Annotated in this window: 23 protein-coding genes; 17 read left to right on the top strand and 6 right to left on the bottom strand. The window is 36.1% G+C overall.

Going from position 1 to position 24,040, the window contains the following annotated elements:
* Positions 1–31: 31 nt before the first annotated feature.
* Together ACQKEV_RS16015 and ACQKEV_RS16010 are read right to left on the bottom strand one after the other, a co-directional pair.
* On the bottom strand, positions 32–358 hold the full coding sequence (locus ACQKEV_RS16015; RefSeq protein WP_427447567.1) for a four-helix bundle copper-binding protein: 327 nt from the start codon (positions 356–358) through the stop codon (positions 32–34).
* Positions 359–473: 115 nt separating this feature from the next.
* Positions 474–1,448: a F510_1955 family glycosylhydrolase gene (locus tag ACQKEV_RS16010; protein ID WP_427447565.1), complete on the bottom strand. Its 975-nt coding sequence runs from the start codon at positions 1,446–1,448 to the stop codon at positions 474–476.
* Between the two features lie 256 nt (positions 1,449–1,704).
* On the opposite strand from ACQKEV_RS16010, the gene ACQKEV_RS16005 reads away from it, so the two are divergent.
* The gene (locus tag ACQKEV_RS16005; RefSeq protein WP_427447564.1) at positions 1,705–2,268 is read left to right on the top strand and encodes an excalibur calcium-binding domain-containing protein; all 564 of its coding nucleotides are present in this window, start codon (positions 1,705–1,707) and stop codon (positions 2,266–2,268) included.
* A 67-nt stretch (positions 2,269–2,335) separates the two neighbouring features.
* Positions 2,336–3,301, top strand: coding sequence for a hypothetical protein (locus tag ACQKEV_RS16000; protein WP_427447562.1), 966 nt, complete (start codon positions 2,336–2,338; stop codon positions 3,299–3,301).
* A gap of 98 nt (positions 3,302–3,399) precedes the next feature.
* On the opposite strand, the gene ACQKEV_RS15995 is transcribed toward ACQKEV_RS16000, so the two are convergent.
* A complete protein-coding gene (locus ACQKEV_RS15995) occupies positions 3,400–3,783 on the bottom strand; it encodes an Imm32 family immunity protein (protein WP_427447560.1) in 384 nt (127 codons plus the stop codon).
* Positions 3,784–4,265: 482 nt separating this feature from the next.
* On the opposite strand from ACQKEV_RS15995, the gene ACQKEV_RS15990 reads away from it, so the two are divergent.
* From ACQKEV_RS15990 to ACQKEV_RS15980, 3 genes are all read left to right on the top strand, one after another.
* Positions 4,266–5,003 carry a metallophosphoesterase family protein gene (locus tag ACQKEV_RS15990; protein ID WP_427447558.1) on the top strand — a complete coding sequence of 246 codons (738 nt, stop codon included), beginning with the start codon at positions 4,266–4,268 and terminating at the stop codon, positions 5,001–5,003.
* A 170-nt stretch (positions 5,004–5,173) separates the two neighbouring features.
* Positions 5,174–5,398 carry a transcriptional regulator gene (locus ACQKEV_RS15985; protein WP_427447556.1) on the top strand — a complete coding sequence of 75 codons (225 nt, stop codon included), beginning with the start codon at positions 5,174–5,176 and terminating at the stop codon, positions 5,396–5,398.
* On the top strand, positions 5,398–5,754 hold the full coding sequence (locus ACQKEV_RS15980; RefSeq protein ID WP_427447554.1) for a YolD-like family protein: 357 nt from the start codon (positions 5,398–5,400) through the stop codon (positions 5,752–5,754). Before ACQKEV_RS15985 ends, ACQKEV_RS15980 begins: the two co-directional genes overlap by 1 nt.
* Positions 5,755–5,797: 43 nt before the next feature.
* Here ACQKEV_RS15980 and ACQKEV_RS15975 read toward each other — a convergent pair whose 3' ends face one another.
* The gene (locus tag ACQKEV_RS15975; RefSeq protein WP_427447550.1) at positions 5,798–6,010 is read right to left on the bottom strand and encodes a hypothetical protein; all 213 of its coding nucleotides are present in this window, start codon (positions 6,008–6,010) and stop codon (positions 5,798–5,800) included.
* Positions 6,011–6,215: 205 nt separating this feature from the next.
* Complete coding sequence (locus tag ACQKEV_RS15970) at positions 6,216–6,677, bottom strand: GNAT family N-acetyltransferase (protein ID WP_427447548.1); 462 nt, start codon at positions 6,675–6,677, stop codon at positions 6,216–6,218.
* A gap of 115 nt (positions 6,678–6,792) precedes the next feature.
* On the opposite strand from ACQKEV_RS15970, the gene ACQKEV_RS15965 reads away from it, so the two are divergent.
* The 12 genes from ACQKEV_RS15965 to ACQKEV_RS15910 all read left to right on the top strand — a co-directional run bounded on the left by ACQKEV_RS15965 (position 6,793) and on the right by ACQKEV_RS15910 (position 22,731).
* Positions 6,793–7,017, top strand: a complete 225-nt coding sequence (locus ACQKEV_RS15965; protein WP_427447546.1) for a hypothetical protein — start codon at positions 6,793–6,795, stop codon at positions 7,015–7,017.
* A gap of 213 nt (positions 7,018–7,230) precedes the next feature.
* Entirely contained in the window at positions 7,231–8,928 is a 1,698-nt protein-coding gene (locus ACQKEV_RS15960; protein WP_427447544.1) for a DNA cytosine methyltransferase, read from the top strand.
* A 180-nt stretch (positions 8,929–9,108) separates the two neighbouring features.
* Positions 9,109–10,587, top strand: a complete 1,479-nt coding sequence (locus ACQKEV_RS15955; protein WP_427447543.1) for an ATP-binding protein — start codon at positions 9,109–9,111, stop codon at positions 10,585–10,587.
* Positions 10,577–13,213, top strand: a complete 2,637-nt coding sequence (locus tag ACQKEV_RS15950; RefSeq protein ID WP_427447541.1) for a Z1 domain-containing protein — start codon at positions 10,577–10,579, stop codon at positions 13,211–13,213. The genes ACQKEV_RS15955 and ACQKEV_RS15950 overlap by 11 nt, the downstream gene beginning before the upstream one ends.
* Positions 13,210–14,226: a PD-(D/E)XK motif protein gene (locus tag ACQKEV_RS15945; protein WP_427447539.1), complete on the top strand. Its 1,017-nt coding sequence runs from the start codon at positions 13,210–13,212 to the stop codon at positions 14,224–14,226. Before ACQKEV_RS15950 ends, ACQKEV_RS15945 begins: the two co-directional genes overlap by 4 nt.
* 16 nt (positions 14,227–14,242) lie before the next feature.
* Positions 14,243–16,060 (top strand): AIPR family protein, encoded by a 1,818-nt coding sequence (locus ACQKEV_RS15940; RefSeq protein WP_427447538.1) that lies wholly within the window; start codon positions 14,243–14,245, stop codon positions 16,058–16,060.
* A 169-nt stretch (positions 16,061–16,229) separates the two neighbouring features.
* Complete coding sequence (locus ACQKEV_RS15935; RefSeq protein WP_427447537.1) at positions 16,230–17,741, top strand: McrB family protein; 1,512 nt, start codon at positions 16,230–16,232, stop codon at positions 17,739–17,741.
* A gap of 58 nt (positions 17,742–17,799) precedes the next feature.
* A complete protein-coding gene (locus tag ACQKEV_RS15930) occupies positions 17,800–20,115 on the top strand; it encodes a DUF2357 domain-containing protein (RefSeq protein ID WP_427447535.1) in 2,316 nt (771 codons plus the stop codon).
* 235 nt (positions 20,116–20,350) lie between these two features.
* Positions 20,351–20,755: a GNAT family N-acetyltransferase gene (locus ACQKEV_RS15925; protein ID WP_427447533.1), complete on the top strand. Its 405-nt coding sequence runs from the start codon at positions 20,351–20,353 to the stop codon at positions 20,753–20,755.
* A 12-nt stretch (positions 20,756–20,767) separates the two neighbouring features.
* The gene (locus ACQKEV_RS15920; RefSeq protein WP_427447532.1) at positions 20,768–21,037 is read left to right on the top strand and encodes a hypothetical protein; all 270 of its coding nucleotides are present in this window, start codon (positions 20,768–20,770) and stop codon (positions 21,035–21,037) included.
* Positions 21,038–21,247: 210 nt separating this feature from the next.
* A complete protein-coding gene (locus ACQKEV_RS15915) occupies positions 21,248–22,150 on the top strand; it encodes a DUF4349 domain-containing protein (RefSeq protein ID WP_427447530.1) in 903 nt (300 codons plus the stop codon).
* Positions 22,151–22,167: 17 nt separating this feature from the next.
* Positions 22,168–22,731: a hypothetical protein gene (locus tag ACQKEV_RS15910; RefSeq protein WP_427447529.1), complete on the top strand. Its 564-nt coding sequence runs from the start codon at positions 22,168–22,170 to the stop codon at positions 22,729–22,731.
* A 117-nt stretch (positions 22,732–22,848) separates the two neighbouring features.
* On the opposite strand, the gene ACQKEV_RS15905 is transcribed toward ACQKEV_RS15910, so the two are convergent.
* The gene (locus ACQKEV_RS15905; protein ID WP_427447527.1) at positions 22,849–23,922 is read right to left on the bottom strand and encodes a DUF3626 domain-containing protein; all 1,074 of its coding nucleotides are present in this window, start codon (positions 23,920–23,922) and stop codon (positions 22,849–22,851) included.
* Positions 23,923–24,040 lie beyond the last annotated feature (118 nt).

Genomic DNA, 24,040 nt, shown 5'->3' with positions numbered 1-24,040 from the left:
GAAGTTCGTCCGGCTTGGCATTCTCACATTTTTAGGCAACCATACTACGGCATGCTTCTGCACATTTGCGACATGCTTCTGCGCATCGCTTGCAATAATCATGGTCGTGTTTGCCACACTCATCTGCACAACGTTCACAAATCGTCGCACAAATCTCGCAAATCTCTTTCACAAACGGACTGTTTCGTGTCATGGCTTGAATCGCATAACCACAAGCATCGGCACATTCCCGGTCGAGACGAATGCAGTCTACCATCATTTTCACGTCGTCTTCTTTCAGACAGGAATCAAAACATACATTACATGCTTCCAAGCACTCTTTGCACGCTTGCAGACATTCTTCATAAGTAGAGTTCACGTTTTTTCTCCTCACTTTCATCCAGTAGTTACACCTATCGTTCCCAAAAGGCATCACACTAAACGTATTTCAGTCAATTAGTGGTAAGTGAAAGAGTTTTTACGGCGAAACGCTATTATTTAGAAACTGCCCCTTTAGTTAAAATCTGTGTCCATGTAGTTCCGCCATCCATTGATTGGTACACATCATTTTGTAAAGTAGCGATGGATATTTCTTTGTCATCAGTAGGATGAACAGCGATATAAATAATCGCATTATCTTTCTGCAACTCTGGCGTGGCCATCGTTTTTTCTTCTTTTGAAGATAGATTGATTTGATTTAATTGCACTTGATCATCAACTAATTCTGCTACATACGCATGTTCTTTTCCTAACAAGGCATAGGTAATCATCTTACCTTTAGTGGCAAGGGAAAACGTTTGACCAGCATCTTTTGATATGTAAAGCCCTCGGTCCGTCCCAATCGCAATTGTTTCAGGTTCATCTGGATGCGCGGCGATATTGGACATCATATCCGCTTCAAATCCACCCATCTCCATAGCAGTCCAGGCCTGACCTAAATCATCCGAATAATAAAAGCCGTTACCTAATTTTTTAGTTGGCATTTCATTAAAAACGTAAATCTGATCCGTATTGTAACCAGCAGCTAAATAGTGAAAGTCGATTTCACCTTCAAAAGCATATTGCTCAAACGTTTCGCCTGCATTTGTACTTTTTAGTAAGCCGAGCGGGTTTTTATAATCCGAACCAGGCTCTGGGTGACCACTGGAAACAAAGCCATCCGCCACAGCTTGGAAGCCCATATAATCATGCTTTTCACCAGTGGTTTCTTTCCAAATTCCTTCTTCATATAAAACAGGTCCGTGGTGAGTAGCGAGCATTAATGCATCACCGGAACCCGGGTAGCCAAGTCCATGTATATGAGAGACTTGAACGTCTGTTGTTTCCTTATAAAAATCTTTAGATGAAGAGGAAGGACTTTCCTGAGTTGCTTTATCTGCTTTGTGTTCATTGTGTTCGCTCTTTTCATTTGATGAACAGGCTGCTAGCATGACACTCACAAGTCCCACCATTAGAATTCGTTTCTTCATATATTCCACACTCACTTTCTTTGAATGGCAAATCAGCTTCTATATCATCATCGCCTAACTGCCTCCATTGTACACGAAAAATGAATTTCACCTGTGCTATGATAGCCGGGTCAGAACATTATGGTTCATCTAAGCATCTTATTGAGATGCTTTTATATTGGTTAGGAAGGAAGAATTATGCCAAAAGGTATATTGCAAATGTCACGTTAAATTCGCATAGTTAGGAAGAAGAAAATTAATCCTGAGGAGGATATTGGTGGAAAAACTTATAAAAGTATTTAGTGTAATGATTTTACTATTTTCGATGAATTTCATGTTCTCAATAAATGCAAATGCAGCGACAAAGGTAATGTGGGGGAAAACAGAACTAAAATTAGGTCAAATCGGTAAAGTGACAATTTTATCAAATACCACCCTAGTTAAAATAGAAAGTAATGGTTCTCTATCAGAGGTTCGCCCTATGAAAAAAGGCGAAGAATATCGTGTATATAGCTATAAAAGTCAACACAATGGACTTTATGGAGTAGGTGGGGGGAGTTTTGTTAAAAAAGACGTTGTGAAAGTAAAATATGAAACACCTTCAAAAGCGAAATTAGCTTTACTCAAAGAAATGGCTAACCAAGTAGTCAACCCTAAACCAACGACTCCCACAACACCAGTTGTTGAAAATGGTTTGGAAGTGATTCCTGGAGCTCCTACCACTTTCTCAAATTGTACGAATTTAAAAGTTTTTTACCCAAATGGAGTGAAAAAAGGTCATCCTGCTTATGCATCATCTCATGATCGTGATAAAGACGGATGGGCATGTGAAAGCAATTAATCAAGGGAAATGGTTTTCCAAATAAAACATTTTATTAAATCGATTTCATATTAGAAAGAGGTAAAAGATGAAGAAGTTTATGAAACTCCTATCAGTCATAATTTTGTTGCTTTCCTTTTCGATCTTCACGGATCAAGCCAGTGCTTCCACTAAAATCATGTGGGGTAAAACAGAACTAAAAGTAGGCCAAATCGGTAAAGTAACCATTCTTTCAGATACAAACCTAGTCAAATTACAAAGCAACGGTTCTTTGTCTACAGTTCGTTCTCTTAAAAAAGGAGAAGAATATCGAGTTTACAGCTATAAGAGCAATTACGGTGGCTTATATGGTGTAGGTGGAGGCAGTTTCGTTCAGAAGAAAAGCAATATAAAATATGAAACACCTTCTAAAAGTAAGTTAGCACTGCTTAATTCTAAGGTGCTGACAACTCCAGAAATTGCGAAAAAAACAGAGTCAAAAATTGTAACTATGCATTTAAAAACCGCTAATAATGAATGGGTTGCAACGGGAATTGTGATTGGAGATGGGTATATTCTAGTCAACACGTATGCAATTGATGGAGTCACTTCGGGAAGAGTTATTACGTCTGATAATCGATCATTTGAACTTCAAGGAGCTGCATTCGCAAATGTTTCTCTTGCAATCATGAAAACGAAAATACCAATGGGGATTAGTGGGATTCCCCTTCAACCCTCAGTTAAGACACTTGTAAAGAATGAGCGGATTGTAACAGTGGAAATGGAAGAAGGTAAAAGCGGATTATATGTGACAGAAGGCACATTTGACTCTTCTTTTTATTTTGAAGATTTGTTGTACAATTCGACACATGACGAAGCAAGTATTACGATGCCTGGAGGTGCTGTCATGAATGCACGTGGGTATCTGATTGGGTTACAAACGAAAGGTTTCCGATCTCCTGTAAATGGAGCACGGGTTTCGATTGCTTCGGATGAAATCATCAAAGTGTTTCAGCCATTTCGAGGTAAGAAATTCAGTGAAGTACCTGCGACGTTTTATTCAAGTCCATTTTAAATTGATAACAAGTTTCGAAAACCATTCCTTTGAAAAAATGTTCAAAATTTAGCGAGAATCTTCAATTATTAAATTTAAAAAACCCTCTTATTTTGAAGTCAAAAATAAGAGGGTTTCTTGCTTATTAGGTCTTCATTTTTATTATTAAGATATTCAGTAAATGAATCGAAATCTCCACAACCTAATATAAGTTCACAACTCTCTGGATGAAGCATAATCCCTTTAGACTGGACTACATATTCTTTGGTTATCGGTTCTATATGGAAGTGCTTTCCATTACCATAATCGTGTGCTAAACGAATTAACTCAGTACCTAATCCGAGTAATGCATTTTTACTTAGAGTAATTTGAACTCTACAATTCGTCGTAATATCATTTCCGCTACTATCCATAACGGTTACTAATGCTATGTTGTCTCCTGATATTTCAAAAGCTTCTTCTTTATCAAAATCGTTATCTAAATCGATAATGTATTCAGACATAATTAACCCACATCCGTTCTAATAAATTTTTAATTTTCCTTAATTTCTCGTTCAACTAACCTGCCGCGTTTAGTTAAATAAGTTCAACAAAATAAGCATTAATTCTTCTTGGATCAACGCACCGGTTAGTAAAAAAATAATCTATGTTAGTAACATCGACAATTTTTAACAAAGCTCTTGTTAGCCGAATTAATCCTAAAGCCTAATTGCTATGGTATGAGCAAGTTCCTTATATCCCAAAGAATGGGCAATCGCCACCGACGTAGTATTAGACTTTAGTGTTTGATAATGCATCTCTTTTGCAGATTACACGTTTTGTGCTGGCTAAAATGGCAAATCAGCTTCTATATCATCATCGCCTAACTGCCTCCAGTGTACACGAAAAATGTATTTCACCTGTGAGTATAAACACAGGAACCACGACGCAGTTGAAAAAGAGGTAAAATAAAAGGTATAGATGAACATATAAAGGATTGATACACATGAAACTAGCCATTATTACAGACATTCACGGAAACGAACCCGCATTGCGTGCTGTACTTGAGGAATTGGATACACGCGGAGATATTGAGCAAATCTGGTGTCTTGGCGACATGATTGCCATGGGACCTGACTCGAACGAAGTGCTGGAGATTTTATTTGCACGACAAGATGTTCACATGATCACTGGCAATCATGACGAAGCCATTCTATCCCTCATTGCAGGGGAAGGGCACCCGGAAAGCTATAAACACACACGCGAACACCACGAATGGATTGCGAATCGTTTACTTCCTGAGCATGTAGCCAGACTCACTCAATTACCGCGTGTCCTTGAAAAAGAATTAAACGGCACTCGAATCCTTGGCATCCACTACCATATCGCCGAAGACAAAAGACAAGCTCACATTCAGGACGAGCCCTTTTATCCGATTCTCGAACCGTCGCTTGAAAACATGGAAATGATGTTCGGTGATTACCCGGCAGACATCATTTGCTTTGGTCATAACCATCCGGAGCATCTCTTCCAGGCCAATGGTAAAACCTATGTGAATCCAGGAGCACTGGGTGTATCAAAAGGGAACACAGCTCCTTACGCCGTCATCGACTTCACAACTTCGGATGCGAGCGTCAGCATTCATCAAACTTTCTATGATAAAGAAGCATTTTTGGATAAATTCGAACGTCTCCAAGTGCCGCAACGAGAAATACTGTTCAAGCTGTTTTATGTAGGAGAATAAAAAATGACGATGACCCTTCGACCTAATTGAAGGGTTATTTTTATTGCCTTGGCACATACTTTTTAAGACGATTGGACTGTTTTATGTAAAAAATCCTCTAATTACCATCTGAATTTTGTTGATTAAAGAACAAATGTTCGCATATAATAATAAAAAAGGAGGCGGCTTGAATGAAAGACAACATCGTGAAATTTATGAAGCGGCACGATATTTTGGAAATGGTCTATTTAGCGAAGGATGGAAACATCACCAAACGTCGTGTGAAAGTCATCAAAGCCTACCATGACACGTTTCAGGCGTACTGTTTTACGAAGCAAGCGAAGCGCACGTTTTACTATGATAATGTCTTAGCAGTCGTCCCCGTGATTCGAAAAGAAAGGGAGGATGTTATCTGATGAAAATCAACCGCGGATTAAAAATGCAAGGCGACCTCAAAGATCGCGGCAAAATCAAGTGGACGGCCATGATGCTGCCGGAACACGTCGCGCAACTCCGCGAATGGCAAGAAGAACACGACCTGGTTAAAAAACCGGAACTCGACGCATTCGATTACGACACGATGCAAGAAGAAATCGAACGCGCACTCATCAGCCGAATGGAAACACGCCTCACTTCATGGAAGAGCGGCAAAATCCACTACCACCGCGGCATCATCAAAGAAGCCAACAACCAGTACCTGCGATACGAAGACCCTTACGGCATCCACCAACTGCCACTCGACGAACTCGTCGGCGTCTTTGTTCTGGCCTGATTCTGAAAGAGCAAAAACCTCTTTAGCCATTCAACTAAAGAGGTCATTTACCGCGAAATAACAGCAATTCATCTAAAGAATCTTCGTACACTTCTTCTACTAATAATTCTTCCAACTTACACATTTCCAACGAAAGTAGAATCGGTACCCAAGGCGCACTACCGGGATGCACAGTGCTGTACCATAACCGAAAAAATGAAAAAGCAAAGCGAAGTGACGATGTCACTTCGCTTTGCTTTTGACTATCGGCAATCATACGGCGGTTGTGCCTCCCACGCGCCATGGATACCGATATTAACCTCATATATTGGATTTGGTTTACGAAAGAATTGTCCACCATTTGCATAGTTAGGGGCGGCCGAAGATGCAATTTCGGCCGCTTGTCACGTTCTTTCAAGTGTTTTCTACTATATTTTAGAGATTGCTACCAGTGGAGTACCTTGTTGAACACGTTGGACATATTAAAAATTAGCACTTTGAAAACGCATATTTACAATTTGAACGCCAGGTGCAATTTCCATCGTCCGCTCTTGCTTGAACCCCAACTTTTCATAAAGCGTAACTGCAGGTATATTCTTTAAACCCGTAGAAACAATCATCTCTCGCGAACCCCGTATTTCTTCCACTACGTAACTCACCAACTGACGTCCAATCCCTTTACGAAAAGAAGCGGGAGACACAACCAACCGGCAAATATCCACGACGTTTTCATTTTCTTCATAAGAGAGAACCCCAAGAAGTTGATCACCTTCGTAATAACCTATGAAAGTTTCTTTACTGTCCACGATGTCATCGACTGTTTCCAAAAGAGCAGGGATGCCTTGGAATCCAATGAGGTCTGCTTCGATTTGATAAGAGGGACGTTGGATGGCAAGGATTGTTTGTGCAAGTGTTAAGTCTATATGGAGGATTTTCTTGATCATAGTTATTCAACTGCTTTCATTTTATCGTTTTATGAGAATTTTCCATCAAATGGAGATCTCTAGATCAGGTTCCGTTATACTAGAAATACCCAAAAAAGAGAGGGGGAAATTTTAAATGGCTCTAATAAACAAGATTACCAAAGAAACAAGAAATGCAAAACTTCACAATGAAGTTGAAGCCACATACAATATAGTGACTCAAAATGGAGAAACTTTTATTCAAATCAATACTTTTGGTTCTGATGATAGAGCTATTAAAGGTAAAGTAAGTCAGTCTGTTCAACTGAGCAAAGAAGTAATTAAAGAACTCAATGAAATATTAAGTAGACATAAAGCTTAATCTACTTTAAAAGCAATCACGCTGATTTAATCGTGATTGTTTTTTTATTAAGAAGTGCGAATACCTAATATAAGAGAACCAATTTAATATGACTGAATATATATAAACAGTGAAATATCCGTTAACCTGGTTGCTTATTTCTCTTATTTGAGTTATGCTGCATATAATAATTAAGAGAATACACGTTCTTATATTGGAAAGGATATTGCACAAATGAGTGAAAAAATATACGACTTAGTCGATCTATTCGCAGGAGCGGGAGGATTAAGTAATGGCTTTACCCAAACCGGAAGATTTAAGGTTATTGGAGCCGTTGAAATTAATAAAGCTGCCCAAAAAACATTCATTAAAAACCATGAAAATAAAACCGACATTATATTGTCAGTTGAGGATTCAAAAATAAGTGATATAACTCAAATTGACTTTAAAAAGCTTAATTATAAATCAAATAATACTGTTGTAGTAGGCGGCCCACCATGCCAAGGATTTTCTAATGCAAACCGTCAAAAAAATTATCTTATTTCAGGTAACAATCAACTAGTAAAGGAATATGTTCGTGCTATTAGGGATATAAAACCAGTATCATTTTTAATGGAGAATGTAAAATCCATCGAATCCTCAGTCCATAAATTTTTTGTAACGAAATATGATGAAAAAAATCTTAATGATTTTAGTTCAAAAGTCCATCTTGATCAAATTTCTGGTCAATCGGAGCAATCATTATATGAAGATGATTATATTGCTTTATTAGAAACAGAGAGCCCTCACTTAAAAAAATATATTTCTGGATTAAAAGGACTTGAAGATGTCCCCAAACCTATCGTGTCAAAATCAGTTTTAATTACTAGGCTTAGAACGATAGAGAGTAGATTTAATAAAACCGGAGCAATTCTATTAAAAACAAATAAAGAAAAACAAGAAACAAGCGAAATAATTGAATTATTGAGACACGCAAAAGATGGTGGAAACTCAGATGTCAATTCGATTCTTGATAAAGGGATAGAATCTCTTGAATCAATACTTAATAATCCAAGTAATTCTAAAGCGTTCAGAAGTAATTTAATGGACTTCATTGAATATAATCGCTTATTAACTCGTTGTCAGGAACTTAGGGATGAGAATATTGATTGTAATTTATTTAAAATCGAAAATGAAGAAGATAAGTTTACTGTTAAGATTCAGGTGAAATCTTATAACGTAGTTAATTACTTAAAGAGAGTCTTTAGACATTATGGATATGAAGTAAGCAGTAAAGTCCTTGATGCATCTGAATTCGGTGTTCCACAACGAAGAAAAAGATTTATGATGCTAGGAGTAAGAGGAACAAGTCAACCAATAGAACTACCTCAAAAATTAACAGATAAAATCTTTACTGTAAAAGATGCCATAAAAGATTTAGAAGAAATTAAACCGCAACATGAACTAGAGAGTTATAGTTCAAGTAATTATGAAAATCATCAAATTCAAAGTGACTTAATTAAATATTATCGTAAAAATATTGATGATACATTACTCTTTAACCATGTGAATACTAAGAGTACTGAATTAGTAAAAGCGCGTTTCAAGCATATATTGAAAAAAGGCGGGAAAAACTTTCACAGTCTTCCGGAAAAATTAAAAGAGAGTTATCAAGACGCTTCTCGAACTCAAAATACGGTTTATTTAAGATTGAATTACGATGAACCTTCACCTACAGTAATAAATGTTCGGAAATCAATGTGGCAACATCCAAGCAAAGCGCGAGCTTTGAGTATAAGAGAAGCGGCAAGATTGCAATCGTTCCCAGATAACTTTGAATTTATGGGTAGAAAAGATGAACAATACCAGCAAGTTGGTAATGCTGTCCCACCTTTATTAGCTAAAGCAGTTGCTGAACATCTATTAAACTACTTAGATAAAATGCAAGTATAAAAAGACAGTCGCTAATAATTGCGACTGTCTTTTTAATTTATTATAATTACAAAATTTAATTAAATAACTATTTACTAAAATCTGATGGGTGGATATATCTCTCAGTCCATGAGAAACTAGATACATAAAATTGTAAACTACACCGTTAAAAGGAATAAACAATGCTAAGGGGTATAAAATATGGAAATGATTTTAACGCAACCAGCTGCTCGACCAGTAATAAATGCATTACGTTCACTTGGGTATAATGCAAAAACTGCTATAGCAGACTTAATAGATAACTCGATTGATGCCAAAGCTTCGAATGTTAATTTGCTTTTTTCATATAACAATGGAGATGGATATATACAGATCATTGACGATGGAATAGGAATGAATGACTTGGAAATTCAAGTTGCCATGTCAATTGGATCCAAAGACCCGCAAATGAGTAGAGAAGATCAGGAGCTGGGACGCTTTGGAATGGGATTGAAAACTGCGTCATTCTCACTTGGAAAACGCTTGAGTGTTTTAAGTAAACAAGACAATAAAATTGTAGAGAGATGTTGGGATTTAGACTATGTTTCTAAAACAAACAAATGGGAGTTATACAAGCAAATACCTATCGAAGTAAAAGAGAGAATGGTGGAATTAGTAGGGCAATCGGGAACAATTATTTTTATAGATAAACTTGATAGATTTATGCGAGCTGGTGATAATCCTATTTTAGATAATAGTTTTTATAAAAAAGTAGATCAAATAGAGCAACATATTTCATTTGTTTTTCATAGTTTAATAAATCAGGGTGTCTCTATTTTAATAAATGATAACATTGTGGAACCGTGGGATCCCTTTCTAAGTCATCATGATTATACCAACCCTTTAAGGCCTCGAGTGCTTCACGACGGTGCAGGAAAAGTGAAAGTTAGTTGTTTCATCCTACCTCATGCTTCATATTTTAATCAAGTTGAGTATAAAAGAGCTGGAGGCTCAAAAGGATGGAATGATCAGCAAGGATTTTATATATATAGAGAGAACAGACTTTTGACTTTCGGAGACTGGCTAGATATTTTTCCAAAAGATCAAGCTTCGCAATTAGGTCGAATAAGAATTGATATATCAAATAAATCAGATGAGATTTGGCAAGTAGATATTAAAAAATCGACTATTAACCCTCCGGATTCAATAAAATCTCAACTAAAAATCATGGCAAAAGAAACACGTGAATTATCTAAACAAGTCTTTTATTTTCGAACTCAAAGCAGTTCTACTGATACTAATTTAAAGAGCAATGTAAATACGTGGAGACAAGAGACTAATGACAATTCTACAACCTTCAAACTCAATCGGACACATCCATTATTAGATAGAATAATAAAACAAGTTAATGATCAAACGCTAAAAAATTTGCAAATGTACTTAAAGTTAATTGAACTAGGATCTCCCGCAAATATTATTGCAATTCCACATGTTGATGAAGATAAAATTCAACCACTAAAAGATATTGAGCGAGCCTTAGTATTACAATTGTCGGATATGTATAGTGATTTAATGGATAATCCAACTACAGAAGAAATCGTAAATATTATTTTAGTGACACCTTCTATGGAAAAGTTTAATCGTTTTACGATTACTCGTGTAATAGAAGAAAAATTTGGAGGATTAAACGATGAAAGATAATTATTTTAATATGTTTCATATACAATTCAATATTTTTAAGTCCTTTGCAATTTCAAAATCAGATAGTGAATTATTTGAAATTACTTGCGATTATATGGATAAATACTTTACAGAAAATATTGAAACAAAAAAAGTTGAGAACTGGAAGCTCGAACTTCAAATGAAGTACGTTGGTGTAGTGTACCGCCATACATCTGTTGTTCTAAGAGTTGGCGAAAAGCAACGGTGGTATGATGTATCTTCAAAAAAAAGTCGATTTTATTGGGTTAGATATCAGCAGTATTTAACAAAGTTAAAAGGATGGGATCAATCTACCGTTTCAGCGATTGATGAGACGACCGATGAAATCTTACGGTCAATAGGAGATCCAAAATCTAATGAACCATTTGATTTTAGAGGACTTGTTTTAGGATATGTTCAATCGGGGAAAACTGCAAACTTCACAGGATTAATTAATAAAGCATACGATGAAGGATATAAGCTAGTTATAGTACTATCAGGGATACATAATGACTTACGTGCACAAACCCAATTGCGATTAGAGGAAGAAGTTTTAGGGAAAAATAATTTAGGTGTAGGTACAATTCTTGAAAATAGTGCTACAAAATTTATACATTCTTTAACAACTGTTGAAGCAGATATTACAGGTATTAAATCAAATATTTCATATAGCTTAAGTGGAACAAGAAATTTATTAGTTGTGAAAAAAAATAAAGATGTATTAGAACATTTGAAACTCTTATTAAGTAATTTAATAGGACAAGCTAATGGACAAAACATTCCTACATTAATTATTGACGATGAAGCAGACCAAGCATCTATTGATACAAGTGATAAAAAGAAAGGGGAAGACCCAAAAACAATTAATCGTCTAATCAGAGAAATTGTTACACTATTTGATCAAAAAGTGTATGTAGGGTACACTGCCACACCATTTGCGAACCTTCTGATTGGTATAGACCAAGAGGACTCGGATGCTGGAATAGATCTATACCCTAAAGATTTTCTAATTGGATTGCCAAAACCTGAAGATTATTGTGGACCTGATGAATTTTTCAATACAAATGAAGACTCTGACGATGATCGTCCATCATTAATAATAGATATTGGTGAAGAACAAAAGCTGTTCGATGACATAAAAAAGAAAGACCAATTCGACAAGGTGGCAGTAGTTCCTCCAAAAATGCGAGAAGCTCTTTTTGCATTTCTTATTACTGTTGCAATCAGAACCTTACGAGGTCAAATAAACACACATAATTCAATGCTTATCCATACATCTAGATTTACTTCAGTACAGAACACTCTAAAAGACGTGGTTGAAGCAGAGTTTAGTAATATAGTAAATGCTGTAAGGTACGATCCAAGTAGCAAATACATTAAAGAAATTCAAAAATTATACGAGTCAGAGTTTGTTAAAAAAACTAATCAATGGAACTCCGCAGTGGGTTCTGAATATAAGATATTTGAATGGGAATCTGTTTTCCAACAAATGAAGAAAAGTTCCCGAACAATTAAGGTTATGGAGATTAATGGAGAAAGTAACGACGCTCTCGAATACCATAATTACAAAGAAAAAGGGTTAAATGTAATTGCTATTGGTGGAGATAAATTATCACGTGGATTAACTTTAGAGGGACTTACAATTAGCTATTATTATCGAAATACATTAATGTACGACACTCTTATGCAAATGGGGAGATGGTTTGGTTACCGAAAAGCATATATAGATCTTTGCAGAATATATACTTCCAATGAAATACAATCTCACTTCGAACATCTAGCAGTTGCAATGAAAGAACTTCGAGGCGAATTTGATAACTTATCTGAAGAAATTTTAACTCCCAGTGACTATGCTATTAGAATGATGGCTCATCCCAAAATGATGCTGACTAGTGCACTGAAAATGCGTAACGCAATAGCTTCATATCAAAATTATAGCGGAAAAATGCATCAGACTAGACTTTTCTCTAAAGAAAAAATAGCGTATCAAACCAATATGAAGGTTGCATCAAATTTGATTAATGATATTCAATCCAATATTCTCGAAGTTGAAAGAAAAGATAAAAAAGAAAAAGGGAAGACAAAATATCACGTGGCTGAGGATGTTCCAGTTGAGGCAATTCTTACGTTTCTAAAGGACTACTATCCTTATGAAAAAGCAACAAAATCCTCACCACAAAGTATGATTGAATATATAAATTTACTTAATAAAGAGCATGATAGACTTTCAAAGTGGAAAGTCATTATTGTAGAAGGTATACCTAATGATGGTGTTCAAGCTCAAAAAGTGCAGTTAGGAGCACTATCTCTCAATTATGCGGTAGTTCGTGGGCAAAAGTCAGATGGGAAAAGTCCTAACGATAGAGTAGATGTAAAAGCGATTGTTGCTGCAGGTCAAACTTTATTTGATGAAACTAAGGGATCTAAAAACGTTTCAATTCCTAAACTATTTATTTACCCTTTAAATCCGAATACTCCTGTTTTTGAATCAGTGCAAGACGTTGGATTTAGTGAAAAACTTGTTCCAATAGGAATTGCAATTGCTTTTCCCAATGAGAGTACAGAGATCAATAACAATATCTATATGAAAAATAAATCTATCAACGAAACGAGAGGCATAAGATGAATACTAATGTAATGGATATATTCAAACAAGTTATTGAAAAAGCTGATAATGATAATCCAAGTGATCTTATGCCAATGTTACCTTTATTTCTAAATGATATTGTCACCTTTGCAGGAGTGGAAAAAACAACTAGGCGTCGTTATTTTTTTATTGAAATTGAAGATGGTCCATGGGATGAAGATCTAATGAGAGCATTACCAAAATGGAATGGATTAATAATTAAAATGGAATACCACAATACATTTGGCCCTCTAAAAGAGCGCTATTTTCTAGAGTTTATGCAAGCAGATTCTGAAACAGGCGATTTGTTTGAAACGATTATGCAAAATATTTTCGACCATATCTTGTTGAAAACAGAGGATGAACCTCTTTTTACTGTCATATATAAAGTTTTAGAAAAGTGGAGGAGTTTCTTTAAGCGCGGAGGCTACAAGAAATTATCCGATGAACAACAGAGAGGTTTATTTGGTGAACTATGGTTTATGAGTAGATATATGAAATCAAATCCTGACCATCCCCCACTCTTATTAAAAGGATGGGGAGGTCCGTTAAGTGATCGCATAGACTTTAAAGCAAATGGATGGGGAATAGAAATAAAAACATCTGTTGATCGTCTAGATCGTAAAATCCGCATTTCGAATGAAGATCAATTAAAAATAAGTGATGCCATTCCAAATATTTGTTTATATGTATGTTTCTTAGAGATTAGTCATACATTCGGTACAACTCTGCAAGAAATGGTAGAGGAACTCCGAAAAGGTTTTAGTAGTTTTTCGCCGCAGCTATTATTAAAATTTAATGATTCCCTTGTTCAAAGTGGTTATCAAGATAATGAGTATACAGAAACAATGTTTAATATTGTTAGAGAAGAAGCCTATGAAGTTAAGGGATCATTTCCTACACTATCAAAAGCTATGTTACCAATTGGTATATCTCACGTTTCTTACTCTATAGATCTTTCCCATTGTACTGACTATAAAATAGAAACGGAAAAAATATTTACATTAATTTAAGACAGGGTGTGAGATCTTGAGCGTAAAACATGAACTACAAGTATTTTATAGTGAAATGATGAATTCAATTGAACAAGAGTCATTTAGGACTTCTCCATTTGAAGAATTTTTAAATGAATATTTACGATATATGGAAACTGCGAATGCACCTATTCATGTCGAATATTATCGGCCTATGTTAAATGTTCAAATTGATGCCTACGCGTATGATGATGATGACAAGACATTAGACTTATATATATTAGATTATCATGAAGGACTAGATTCTCCTGAAGAAATCTCAATGACAAATTTAAAAGAACTAGCTAATAAAGCAAAAAGATTCATTACTAATTATTCTACTCTACCAGTAGATCCTTCTCATCCAGTTATGGATTTGATACGTCTACTAAATGATAAAGATATTAAAATAGAAAAATTAAATATTTTAGTTTTTACAAATCAGTACTATCGTTCTAATAAAAATATTGATATTCAAAGCGTCAAAGGTTTAGATACTACAGTTGAAATTTGGGATATCGACCGCGTATATCAACTTATTTCTGCTGATCAAGAATCGGGGAATATAGAAATTGATTTCGAAAAAGATTTTGGCGAAACTTTTGATTTAATGTTTGTTCCTGACCCTAAACAAGAGGGAGTAAAAGATAGTTTTGATTGTTATATAGGATTCATTTCTGCTGATTTGTTAGCAAAAGCTTACGACAAATGGGGGCCGAAATTAGTTGAGAGAAATGTAAGATCTTTTTTACAAGCAAAAGGAAATACAAATAAGGGTATTCGTGAAACATTACGTAGTCCTGAAGAGAAGCAAATGTTTGTAGTTTATAACAATGGTATCTCTAGTGTTGCAAGAGCTGGAGAAATCGAACAAGTTGCTGAAGGACTGAATATATATAGGATAAGAACACTAGAGGGCTGGCAAATTGTAAATGGAGGTCAAACGACAGCATCGATACATCAAGCTTATCAATCCGGGGTTGATTTAAGAGATGTATATATACAAACGAAGTTGACAATATTACAACTGGATGAGAGTCAAGCGAACTCTAAAAGTGCAGAAGAAGATATGGTTTCAAAAATATCCAAGTATGCAAATACTCAAAATAAAATTAATCAATCAGACTTGTTAGCCAATACTCGCTTCATGTCTTCTTTAGAACGCTTCTCAAGAAACGTCTGGATACCTTCTCAAGATAAAAGAAAAGCTGAAAATAAGTGGTTTTTCGAAAGAGCTCGTGGTCAATATATGGTTGATGCTAACCGTAGGAAAAAAGGTAAAGAACAAACAGATTTTAAAAAAGAATATCCTAAAGAATTACTTTTAAATAAAGTAGATTTAGCGAAAAACTTTATGTCGTGGGAAGGCTTTCCACATGTTTCAAGTAAGGGTGGAGAAGAAGCATTTAAAAAATTCATGGACCAAAATAAAATTTATTGGAAGTACGAAAAAGGTGACGATAATCAAATAGAAGAACTAGAAGAAATGACCGCAACTGTATATAAAGAGTTAATTGCACGCGTGATTGTAAACAGAAAAGTGCAAATCATGGTAGAAACAATGGGATTGAAAGGTTATAAGGCAAATGTTATTTATTATACAACTGCGATGCTAAACCTTTTGTATGGAAAAGAAATCAATTTGCAGGAAGTATGGGAAAAACAGTCCCTTTCAGACAAATGGGATAATGTTATTAAAGAAATAGCACAACGAACACTTGAATTCTTAAGAGATTCTGCAGGTGAACAAAATGTAACTCAGTGGGCAAAAAAGGAACAATGTTGGAAACAGTATAAAGAAGAATGTCAGAAATTTTTGAGCTTTATTTATTGATATATATAGCTTTCTTTAAGAGTAATAGAATGGCGAAGTGACAAAGTCGCTTTGCCATTTTTTCTTTTTTAAAAGTGTTTTCAAAGTTAAAGTGACAAGAAATTTAATTCTAATAGTAGTAAGGAATTCTATCGGTATAGGAAGTAAAACAAGATGAGGTGGCGTAACTATGGCTAATATTGAAGATGTGGTTTTAATAAAAATTAATAGATCCTATAAAGAGAATATGACGGCGGAAGATCTGTATCAGGCCACAAGTTTTAGCTGGGTAGCAAGCTTTGGCAAAACTGCAACAAGGGATATAAAGTATTATTGTGCAGTTTATCAGAATAAAATTATTGAAGTGTATGATTTCTTGGGATATGAAGAAGAAATACCCAAGAGGAATCCATCTCGATATGTTTTATCTGGTGAAGTAACTTCAGGAGAGTTAAGAAGTAAATTAGTCGGTTTAGACGTGAGCGATTTACATAAAGGAAGTGGGAATCCTATAAAATACACATCAATAGAAAGACTACTTAACCAAGATGAAGAAGCTGTAGAAATTCCTGAAGAAGATCCTATACAAGCTTTTGATGAAATAACCAATTCTGATCTGTTAGCCCATATTCACACTTACATTGAATCACGCGGATTCTATTATTCAAAAGAAGACTTGTACAATTTTTACTTATCACTACGCAGCAAACCATTCGTCATTATCTCTGGAATTTCAGGAACTGGGAAAACAAAGATTGTAGAATTGTTTGCGAATAGTGTTGGAGCAACGGAGGATAATGGACAATTTAAAATGATACCAGTGCGTCCTGATTGGAGTGATAGTTCCGATTTACTTGGATACTTAACGCTACAAGGAGAATACAAAAAGGGTCCTCTGGCTGAGTTAATTGAGCATGCAATGAATTATCCTGACCTACCCCATTTTGCATTGCTAGATGAGATGAACTTGGCAAGAGTGGAGTATTACTTCAGCGATGTGCTGAGTGTAATGGAAAGTCGTAAAAAAGATGTTGATGAAGGAATTGTTTCTTCTTATCTGGTTGATCCGAATCTATATCAAAAAGAGGCATTTGGCGAATCTCCCGGAGGTCCTTTACGTGTAACAAACAATTTATATATTGTTGGAACGGTAAATATGGATGAAACGACACACCCGTTTAGCAAAAAAGTATTAGACCGTGCAAATACGATTGAATTTAATCGTATAGAACTTAATCATTTTGATTTCCTGACAGGGGTAACGGAAAAAGAACCTGAAAAACGAATTTCTAATAGCAGTTTAGAGGCAAGCTACATTCACTTAATTGATGTGTTTAGTAAACATCGAAGTTTGATAGAAAAAATCTCAAAAGATATTGAAAATATTAACGTGTTTTTATCAAAAATTAATGCACAAGTAGGCTATCGAGTTCGTGATGAGATTTGTTTTTATATGGTCCATAACAAAGAAACCGGTTTACTGACTGAAGATGAGGCTATGGATTTCTGTTATATGCAAAAGATTTTGCCACGTATAAGTGGAGGTCAAGTCGTTGAGGATGTTCTAATAGGCTTAGAGAAATTGTGGACCAAGCAAACAGCAGTGGGTCAAGAACAGTCATATCCAAAGAGCTATTTAAAAGTAGAGGAGATGCTTGGGAGGTTAAGGAAAAATGGATTCACTTCCTTCTGGATCGCATAAAAACATTGAGCTACTTTGTATCGAGACAGATGCTTTTACGTTAGTCGTAAAAGGGGATATGAATTATGACCGTTACCAAAACCAATTCGTACCGTATAGCGTAGATGACAAGATGAAATTCCGTGTAGACACCTTTGGTTTAGATGATACTGTACGAACTGAGATTCTGGATGCTCGTAAAGGTGAGCTAGTAACTTATACGAAACAGGATTTGCCTCCTATATTTTTTGAAAATGGTTATTATCAAATTATTATTGATCAAAGAAAAGGTCGTGAAGTGTCTTTTTATCATGAATATGCTCCTTTCAAAGAAGCGATAACGAAGACAAAAGGAATGAACTTTTTATCTGGAACATTGCATTTCCAAAACGAAGTAGGTTTTTCTTCTTTTGAAATACGTGAGGGCGATAAGAAGCTACTAGATGTTCTAATTGAAGTTTTTCCGACGAAGCTCGATTACAAGACGGACTATAGAGATTTATTGTCTGGGGTGCAGGATGAACTTTATAATTTGGCCTATCAATTTGTACAGCGTACATATGTATTAGGGGAAGCAAAGTACTATAAAGATCCTACACTGGGTGAGTTTTACCGCTTATTTTCGGCGCATATTGAAAATTATAAACAGGCTATTTTGCAAATTGAACGTATGCCGCATCATCAATTAACTAAAAACTATATCGAAGTACGGGGCGAGCGTCTTCGTAAACAAGATAGCCGAAGTCATGGGTATCTGCGTAAAAATGCTCAACATTTTGTGGAGATGCCAAATGGTAAAGGCATTAATATTGCTGGCAAGGACATGATGCCAACGAAAGGTTTGCTTATAAAAAAAGAGCAAACTTTCGATACACTTGAGAATCGCTATGTGAAATGGACGATGCAACGTATTATGTCTAGGTTGCATGCCCTAATTGAAATAATTGATAATGCGCTAAAGTTAAAAGATAAAACCAATGTGATTTCTAGGGACATAATAGTGAGTTTAAAACAAGACGAAATTGGACTGCAAAAACGTTTAAATTCACCTTTTTGGCGAAGCGTTGGACTGCTTGATCGAACGGCGCATAGTCTAGTATTGCAAATGGCATCTGGTTACCGTGAAGTTCATCAAATATATGCTATTTTAGCGCAAAGTATTGTACTGCAAGGTGAGTTGTATAAAATGTCCTTAAAAACCATTTGGCAGCTGTATGAGTATTGGACTTTTTTAAAACTAGGCCAAATTTTATCAGAAACATGTCATGGATTAACTCAAAACGTCATTGAATTTAACTCAAATGGATTATTTATTAAATTAACGGATGGTCAACGTATTGAGCGGACATTCGAACATAAAGTGACTGGAGAAACAATCTCATTAGTTTATCAGTATGACACTGGAAACCGAATACCTACTGTGCAACAAAAGCCAGATTCAATGTTGAGCATTGCAAAAAAAGGCAAGAATTACGAGTTTCAATATATTTTCGACGCAAAATATAAAATTGATTTTTGTAGTAAAGAAGGTCCTTCACCGCAGCTGGAAGATATTAATACAATGCATCGTTATCGAGATGCAATTGTTGTAGCCAATGACGGAGCGTATGAAAGAACGGCATTTGGTGCATATGTACTGTTCCCATGGAAGGATATGAAAGGTTTCCAAACCCATCCATTATATAAAAGTATAAATAAAGTAAATATTGGTGGACTACCATTTTTGCCGAATGCTACAGAACTTGTTTCAGAAGTTATTTATAATTTATTAAACAAAAATGGTGATGAGTTGCTGAAAGAAGGAATTCTACCAATAGGTGCGCTAGAGCCGAAACCTATAATGTTAGATAATATCGCTCTGTTTATTAAAGTCACGACTTACGATTTTAGAAACCGAGAAGTAGAAGTGTTAAAAAAAGATTTACCTAAGTCATTTTCACAAGCAAGTTGGATTGTATTGTTTATTGAAACAGAAGATCGGATTGAACATGGAAAAATTATTACTAAGGAAGAAACAATAGAATCAATCGTATTTGAAGTAGATACATGGATTACTCATACAAATATCGCTGTAGATGGAATTCGTGTAGCTAGTAACTTTATGACAACGAAACCCAGTTTATTAGAAGCGAAAAGACTACAAGATTTATTTGTAAGAAGTGAAGTTGAGTACACGGTTTGGAAGGCTTTACGTCGTGTTTCTCATGATTTTCTTGTTGAACTAAATACACCTTTTTTAGAGGATGACTGTAGGGTAGTTGCATTTTGTTTTGCAGAGCACCGTTTCTCATTTCAAGACAATACTTTAGTTGTTGGAGAAACGCTGATAAGTGAAGATGAAATACTTAAAAATCCATTCCATATTGTACGAGCGGTACAGAAACTGTTGAACTAAATCTTTTGGCGGTTAGTTTTTTATGAATGGGTTTGGTTCTTAAAATTATTGCGATTTGATGAAAAAGTATGGAGCAAAACAGCGAAGACTCCTGTGGGAAAGCGAGACAGTCAAGACCCCGCAGGAGCTAGCGACGAGGAGACTTGACGCTCGCCCACGGAAAGCGTAGCTGTTTTGCGGAATACAGTTGTGATTCACTCAGTTCATAATTTTGGCAACTTGAGGGGTTCTGAATATGATCTATACAACATCTATTAAAGATATAACTAAAGAACAATTGAACGGGTTTTTTGTGGGGTGGCCAAACCCGCCTTCTTCTGAAGTCCATCTGAAATTACTGAAAAGAAGCTCACATTTGGTATTGGCAATTGATGAAGGATCCCAACAAGTTATAGGCTTTATTACAGCAAACAGTGATGGTATATTGTCCGCGTATATTCCATTTTTAGAAGTGCTGCCAGCTTATCAGGGACAAGGTATTGGTCACCAACTTGTTCAAAAGATGTTCGCCTTGTTAAAGGATATTTATATGATTGATTTGATGTGTGACGAAGACTTGATGGGATACTATGAAAAGCTCGGAATGCAGCGAACACATGGAATGCTACGAAGAAATTATTCCAAACAATCTGGTTTGTGAGGGGAGAAACTAATGGAGTTCGATACGTTAAAGTGGGTGTTGTTAGGCATTTGCGCTTTGTTGTTTGCGATTAAGTTTTACGTCAAGCGGGAGTCACTCCTTTGGGGACTCATATTTTATATAGGTGTGTTCGCTTCAATGTCCTATTATGTGTATTTTAATGATTGGGGACAGGGGTGGAAGATTGGGTTTTTGCTAATCGCCTCCTTCGCCTTTTGGCAATTTCTATTTAAAGAAATTGCTCAGTTCCGTCGTTTACGAACAGTGCGATCTCAAAAATAATTGAAGCAGGAAGCGGCCGAAATTGCATCTTCGGCCGCTTGCTTTTTGTAAAGAGTGTGCCGATTCTTTAGTTAACCAAAAGAACAATTTCAACCCCCAAGTCCAATAAGCAAGGGGGTTTATTTAATGTTATAAAAAACAATCAGAAAATTGTAACATTTTTCCTGCCCGTCTCGTCATAAATAGTATAGAGATAGGGGGCAGTCGAAGATGAGAAAGCAAATTTTATTTATCCTACTTTTCAGCTTGTTGGTTCTGTTGGGGGCTTGTAGTGCAAGCGAAATGGGTACCGAGAGTTCCGAGGATAAAGCAATGGCACCGGAGTCGGAAGCTTCGAATGAAGTAAGTACTGAGTCAGAGCAATTAGCTAACGAAACAGGTTCAGATGAATCACAAAAAGCTGCGCCTGCTGTTTCCGTGAAACGAATGATTATTCACAAGGCGATTTTAAGTGTGAACGTGAAAGAATTGGATAAAGCCCAAAGTAATATTCAGAAGAAAGTCGAGCAATATGGAGGGTACATCGTTGAATCGAACGTCTATCAAGAAGACGATCAAACGAGCAGAGGCACAATGATTGTTAGGGTCCCTGAAGAGAATTTTGAAAAATTCCTTTTAGAGGCTGAAGGGGAAGCAGCTAAAGTATTAGAGCGCAATGTAACGGGTCAGGATGTTACCGAGCAGTACGTAGATTTGGAATCACGCGTTAGATCCAAACGAGCGGTTGAAGAACGCTTGCTTGATTTCATGAGCAAAGCACAGAAAACCGAGGATTTGCTGAAAATCTCTAAAGATTTAGCACAGGTTCAAGAAGAGATTGAAGTAATGGTCGGCAAGATGAAGTATCTTGAAAACCAGACGTCGTTTTCAACGATTGAAATCTCGATGTATGAAAATCGTGTGGTAGTTCCTGAGATCGATAGCAAAGAGTTAAATACATGGGAAAAAACAAAAAAACAATTCGCAACAAGTACGAATTCATTATTATCGGCAGCTTCAGCATTTATCGTATTCTTCATCGGAAACTTACCAGTTCTGCTCATTTTGAGCGTGATAGGATTTGCGGTGTATTGGTTTATTAGAAGAAGACTAAATGAACAGAAAAAAGGATGAAGATAAGGAGACTGCCCATGAGGAAGAAGATACTTTTGACGATGTTGTTAAGTGTCCTTTTTAGTTTGATCAGCATGTCCATCGTTCCGACAACCAGCTATGCGTGTAGCTGTGTAGAGCCCCCATCAGTCGAAGAAGAGTTGGAGCGTTCACAAGCCGTTTTTTCAGGAAAAGTGCTTGAAGTGAACGAACAAAAAGACTTATCGGGATATATGAAGAAACGAGTATTGATTGAAGTAGCGGAAACCTGGAAAGGTATATCTGAGTCTCAAGTCATTATTACCACCGGCAGTGGTGGGGGGGATTGTGGGTATGAATTCCAGGTTGGTCAGGAATATTTAGTGTACGCAACAGAGTCTAACATGTATGGAAATCAAGCAGAGCTTGTGACAATCATCTGTGATCGTACGACAGCATTAGGTGCTGCACAAGAAGATTTGGCCGTTCTGGGTGAAGGGAAAGAACCCACTGTACAAGTAGACTTAACTGTTGAAAAATCGAATCTCATGATGTGGGTCATTGCTAATATCATACTAGTCATTGTTATTTTCTTGGCGTGGAGATGGTACAAAAAACGGTAGTTGAACGAGAACCTCAGGTACCGAGATGTGAAAGAGAGTTTTTGACCACCGTCAAAAACTCTTTTCCTTTTTAGTTTGGACCTCATTCGAAATTCACCATTATTTCAATGTGGAATTTTACTTTCCATACCTCACTAAAACGTGCCACAATAGTTTTAATTCTTGAAGTACCTCCTTATAAGATCCGTGATCACTCCAGGTTTCGGGAGTGCGGTTCAATTCCATTACAGCTGAACCAATGATCTTTGCATCGATAACATTATTTTGTGCTATGCGTTTTGCTAAAGAAGGCATTGATGGACCTCTAAAATCAGAAGGAACTTCGTCTACCGTAAGAGTAAAGCCCCTGTGCCAATTCAGATCAATGGAATACTTATGGCATATTTGTTCCAAGATTTCCCCTACATAAGTTTTCTTGAAAGAATAATCTGCAACAAGCACTTCCACATCTTCTTTGAGTGATATATCACCATGAACCTGAGCTTCAATATAGTGATTAAGATTGCGGTTTGGCTCGTTGTTTGCTGGGTCGGTAAAAGGTTTCTCAATATTAAATAGCAGATGATTGATTAACCTTGCCGGTGTCAGATTTCTTTCTCCAATCGCAAAGTCTCTTAAGAATGTCTCTTCCAAGAGTGCAGCCAAAATAAGATCAAACTCTTTATAACTACCCTTTTCTTTTGGATCTTGATGCGAATCTAAGTAGGTATAAGTGGCACGATTTGAGACCTTGGGGGATAGAAGAAAATAGCATGATCCAAAACGTGGAGCAGGTCCATCTGGGTGCAACATCAAATCTAGTGCGCCATATTTAGGACGTTGGTTATTGGTTGTACCATCCAGTTGATATGCACCTCCAAAAATTCTCTTCTCCCAAAGGTCACGTTCTCCACCAGGATAAGCCGAGATGCTACCATTAGATATAAATGTTTCAAACTGGCTCTTATATATTCCCTGCTCCAAAAGTGCTTCAGCAACGATTTTCATAGTTGAATTTGGTCTATCGGGATGAAAATGTAATCCAATCTTTGCGTGAGCCTTTAATTTATCAACAGCATTTTCAAATAATTCAACCGAGATATTAGACATTTTAAGTATGTGATTAATTGTTTCTTTAGCTTCATGTCTATGGTTCCTTGCGTAACTTGTAATATTCTCTAAAGCCAATAATTGAGGCCTTGATAATTCCATAAATAATGAATATCTCCTTTCAACCATTTGAACCTAAAAACTCCACAACAACCCATAACCTGTTCAAATGTAATTTCGCTATAACTTCTGACTAATTTCCATCCTGTATCGGTGTCAT

Origin of the sequence: Paenisporosarcina sp. NPDC076907 (genome assembly GCF_050269735.1) — a bacterium.
Taxonomy (GTDB): Bacteria; Bacillota; Bacilli; order Bacillales_A; family Planococcaceae; genus Paenisporosarcina.
The sequence above is the reverse complement of the archived record's forward strand: the minus strand, read 5'-3'. Positions and strand labels throughout refer to the sequence as shown.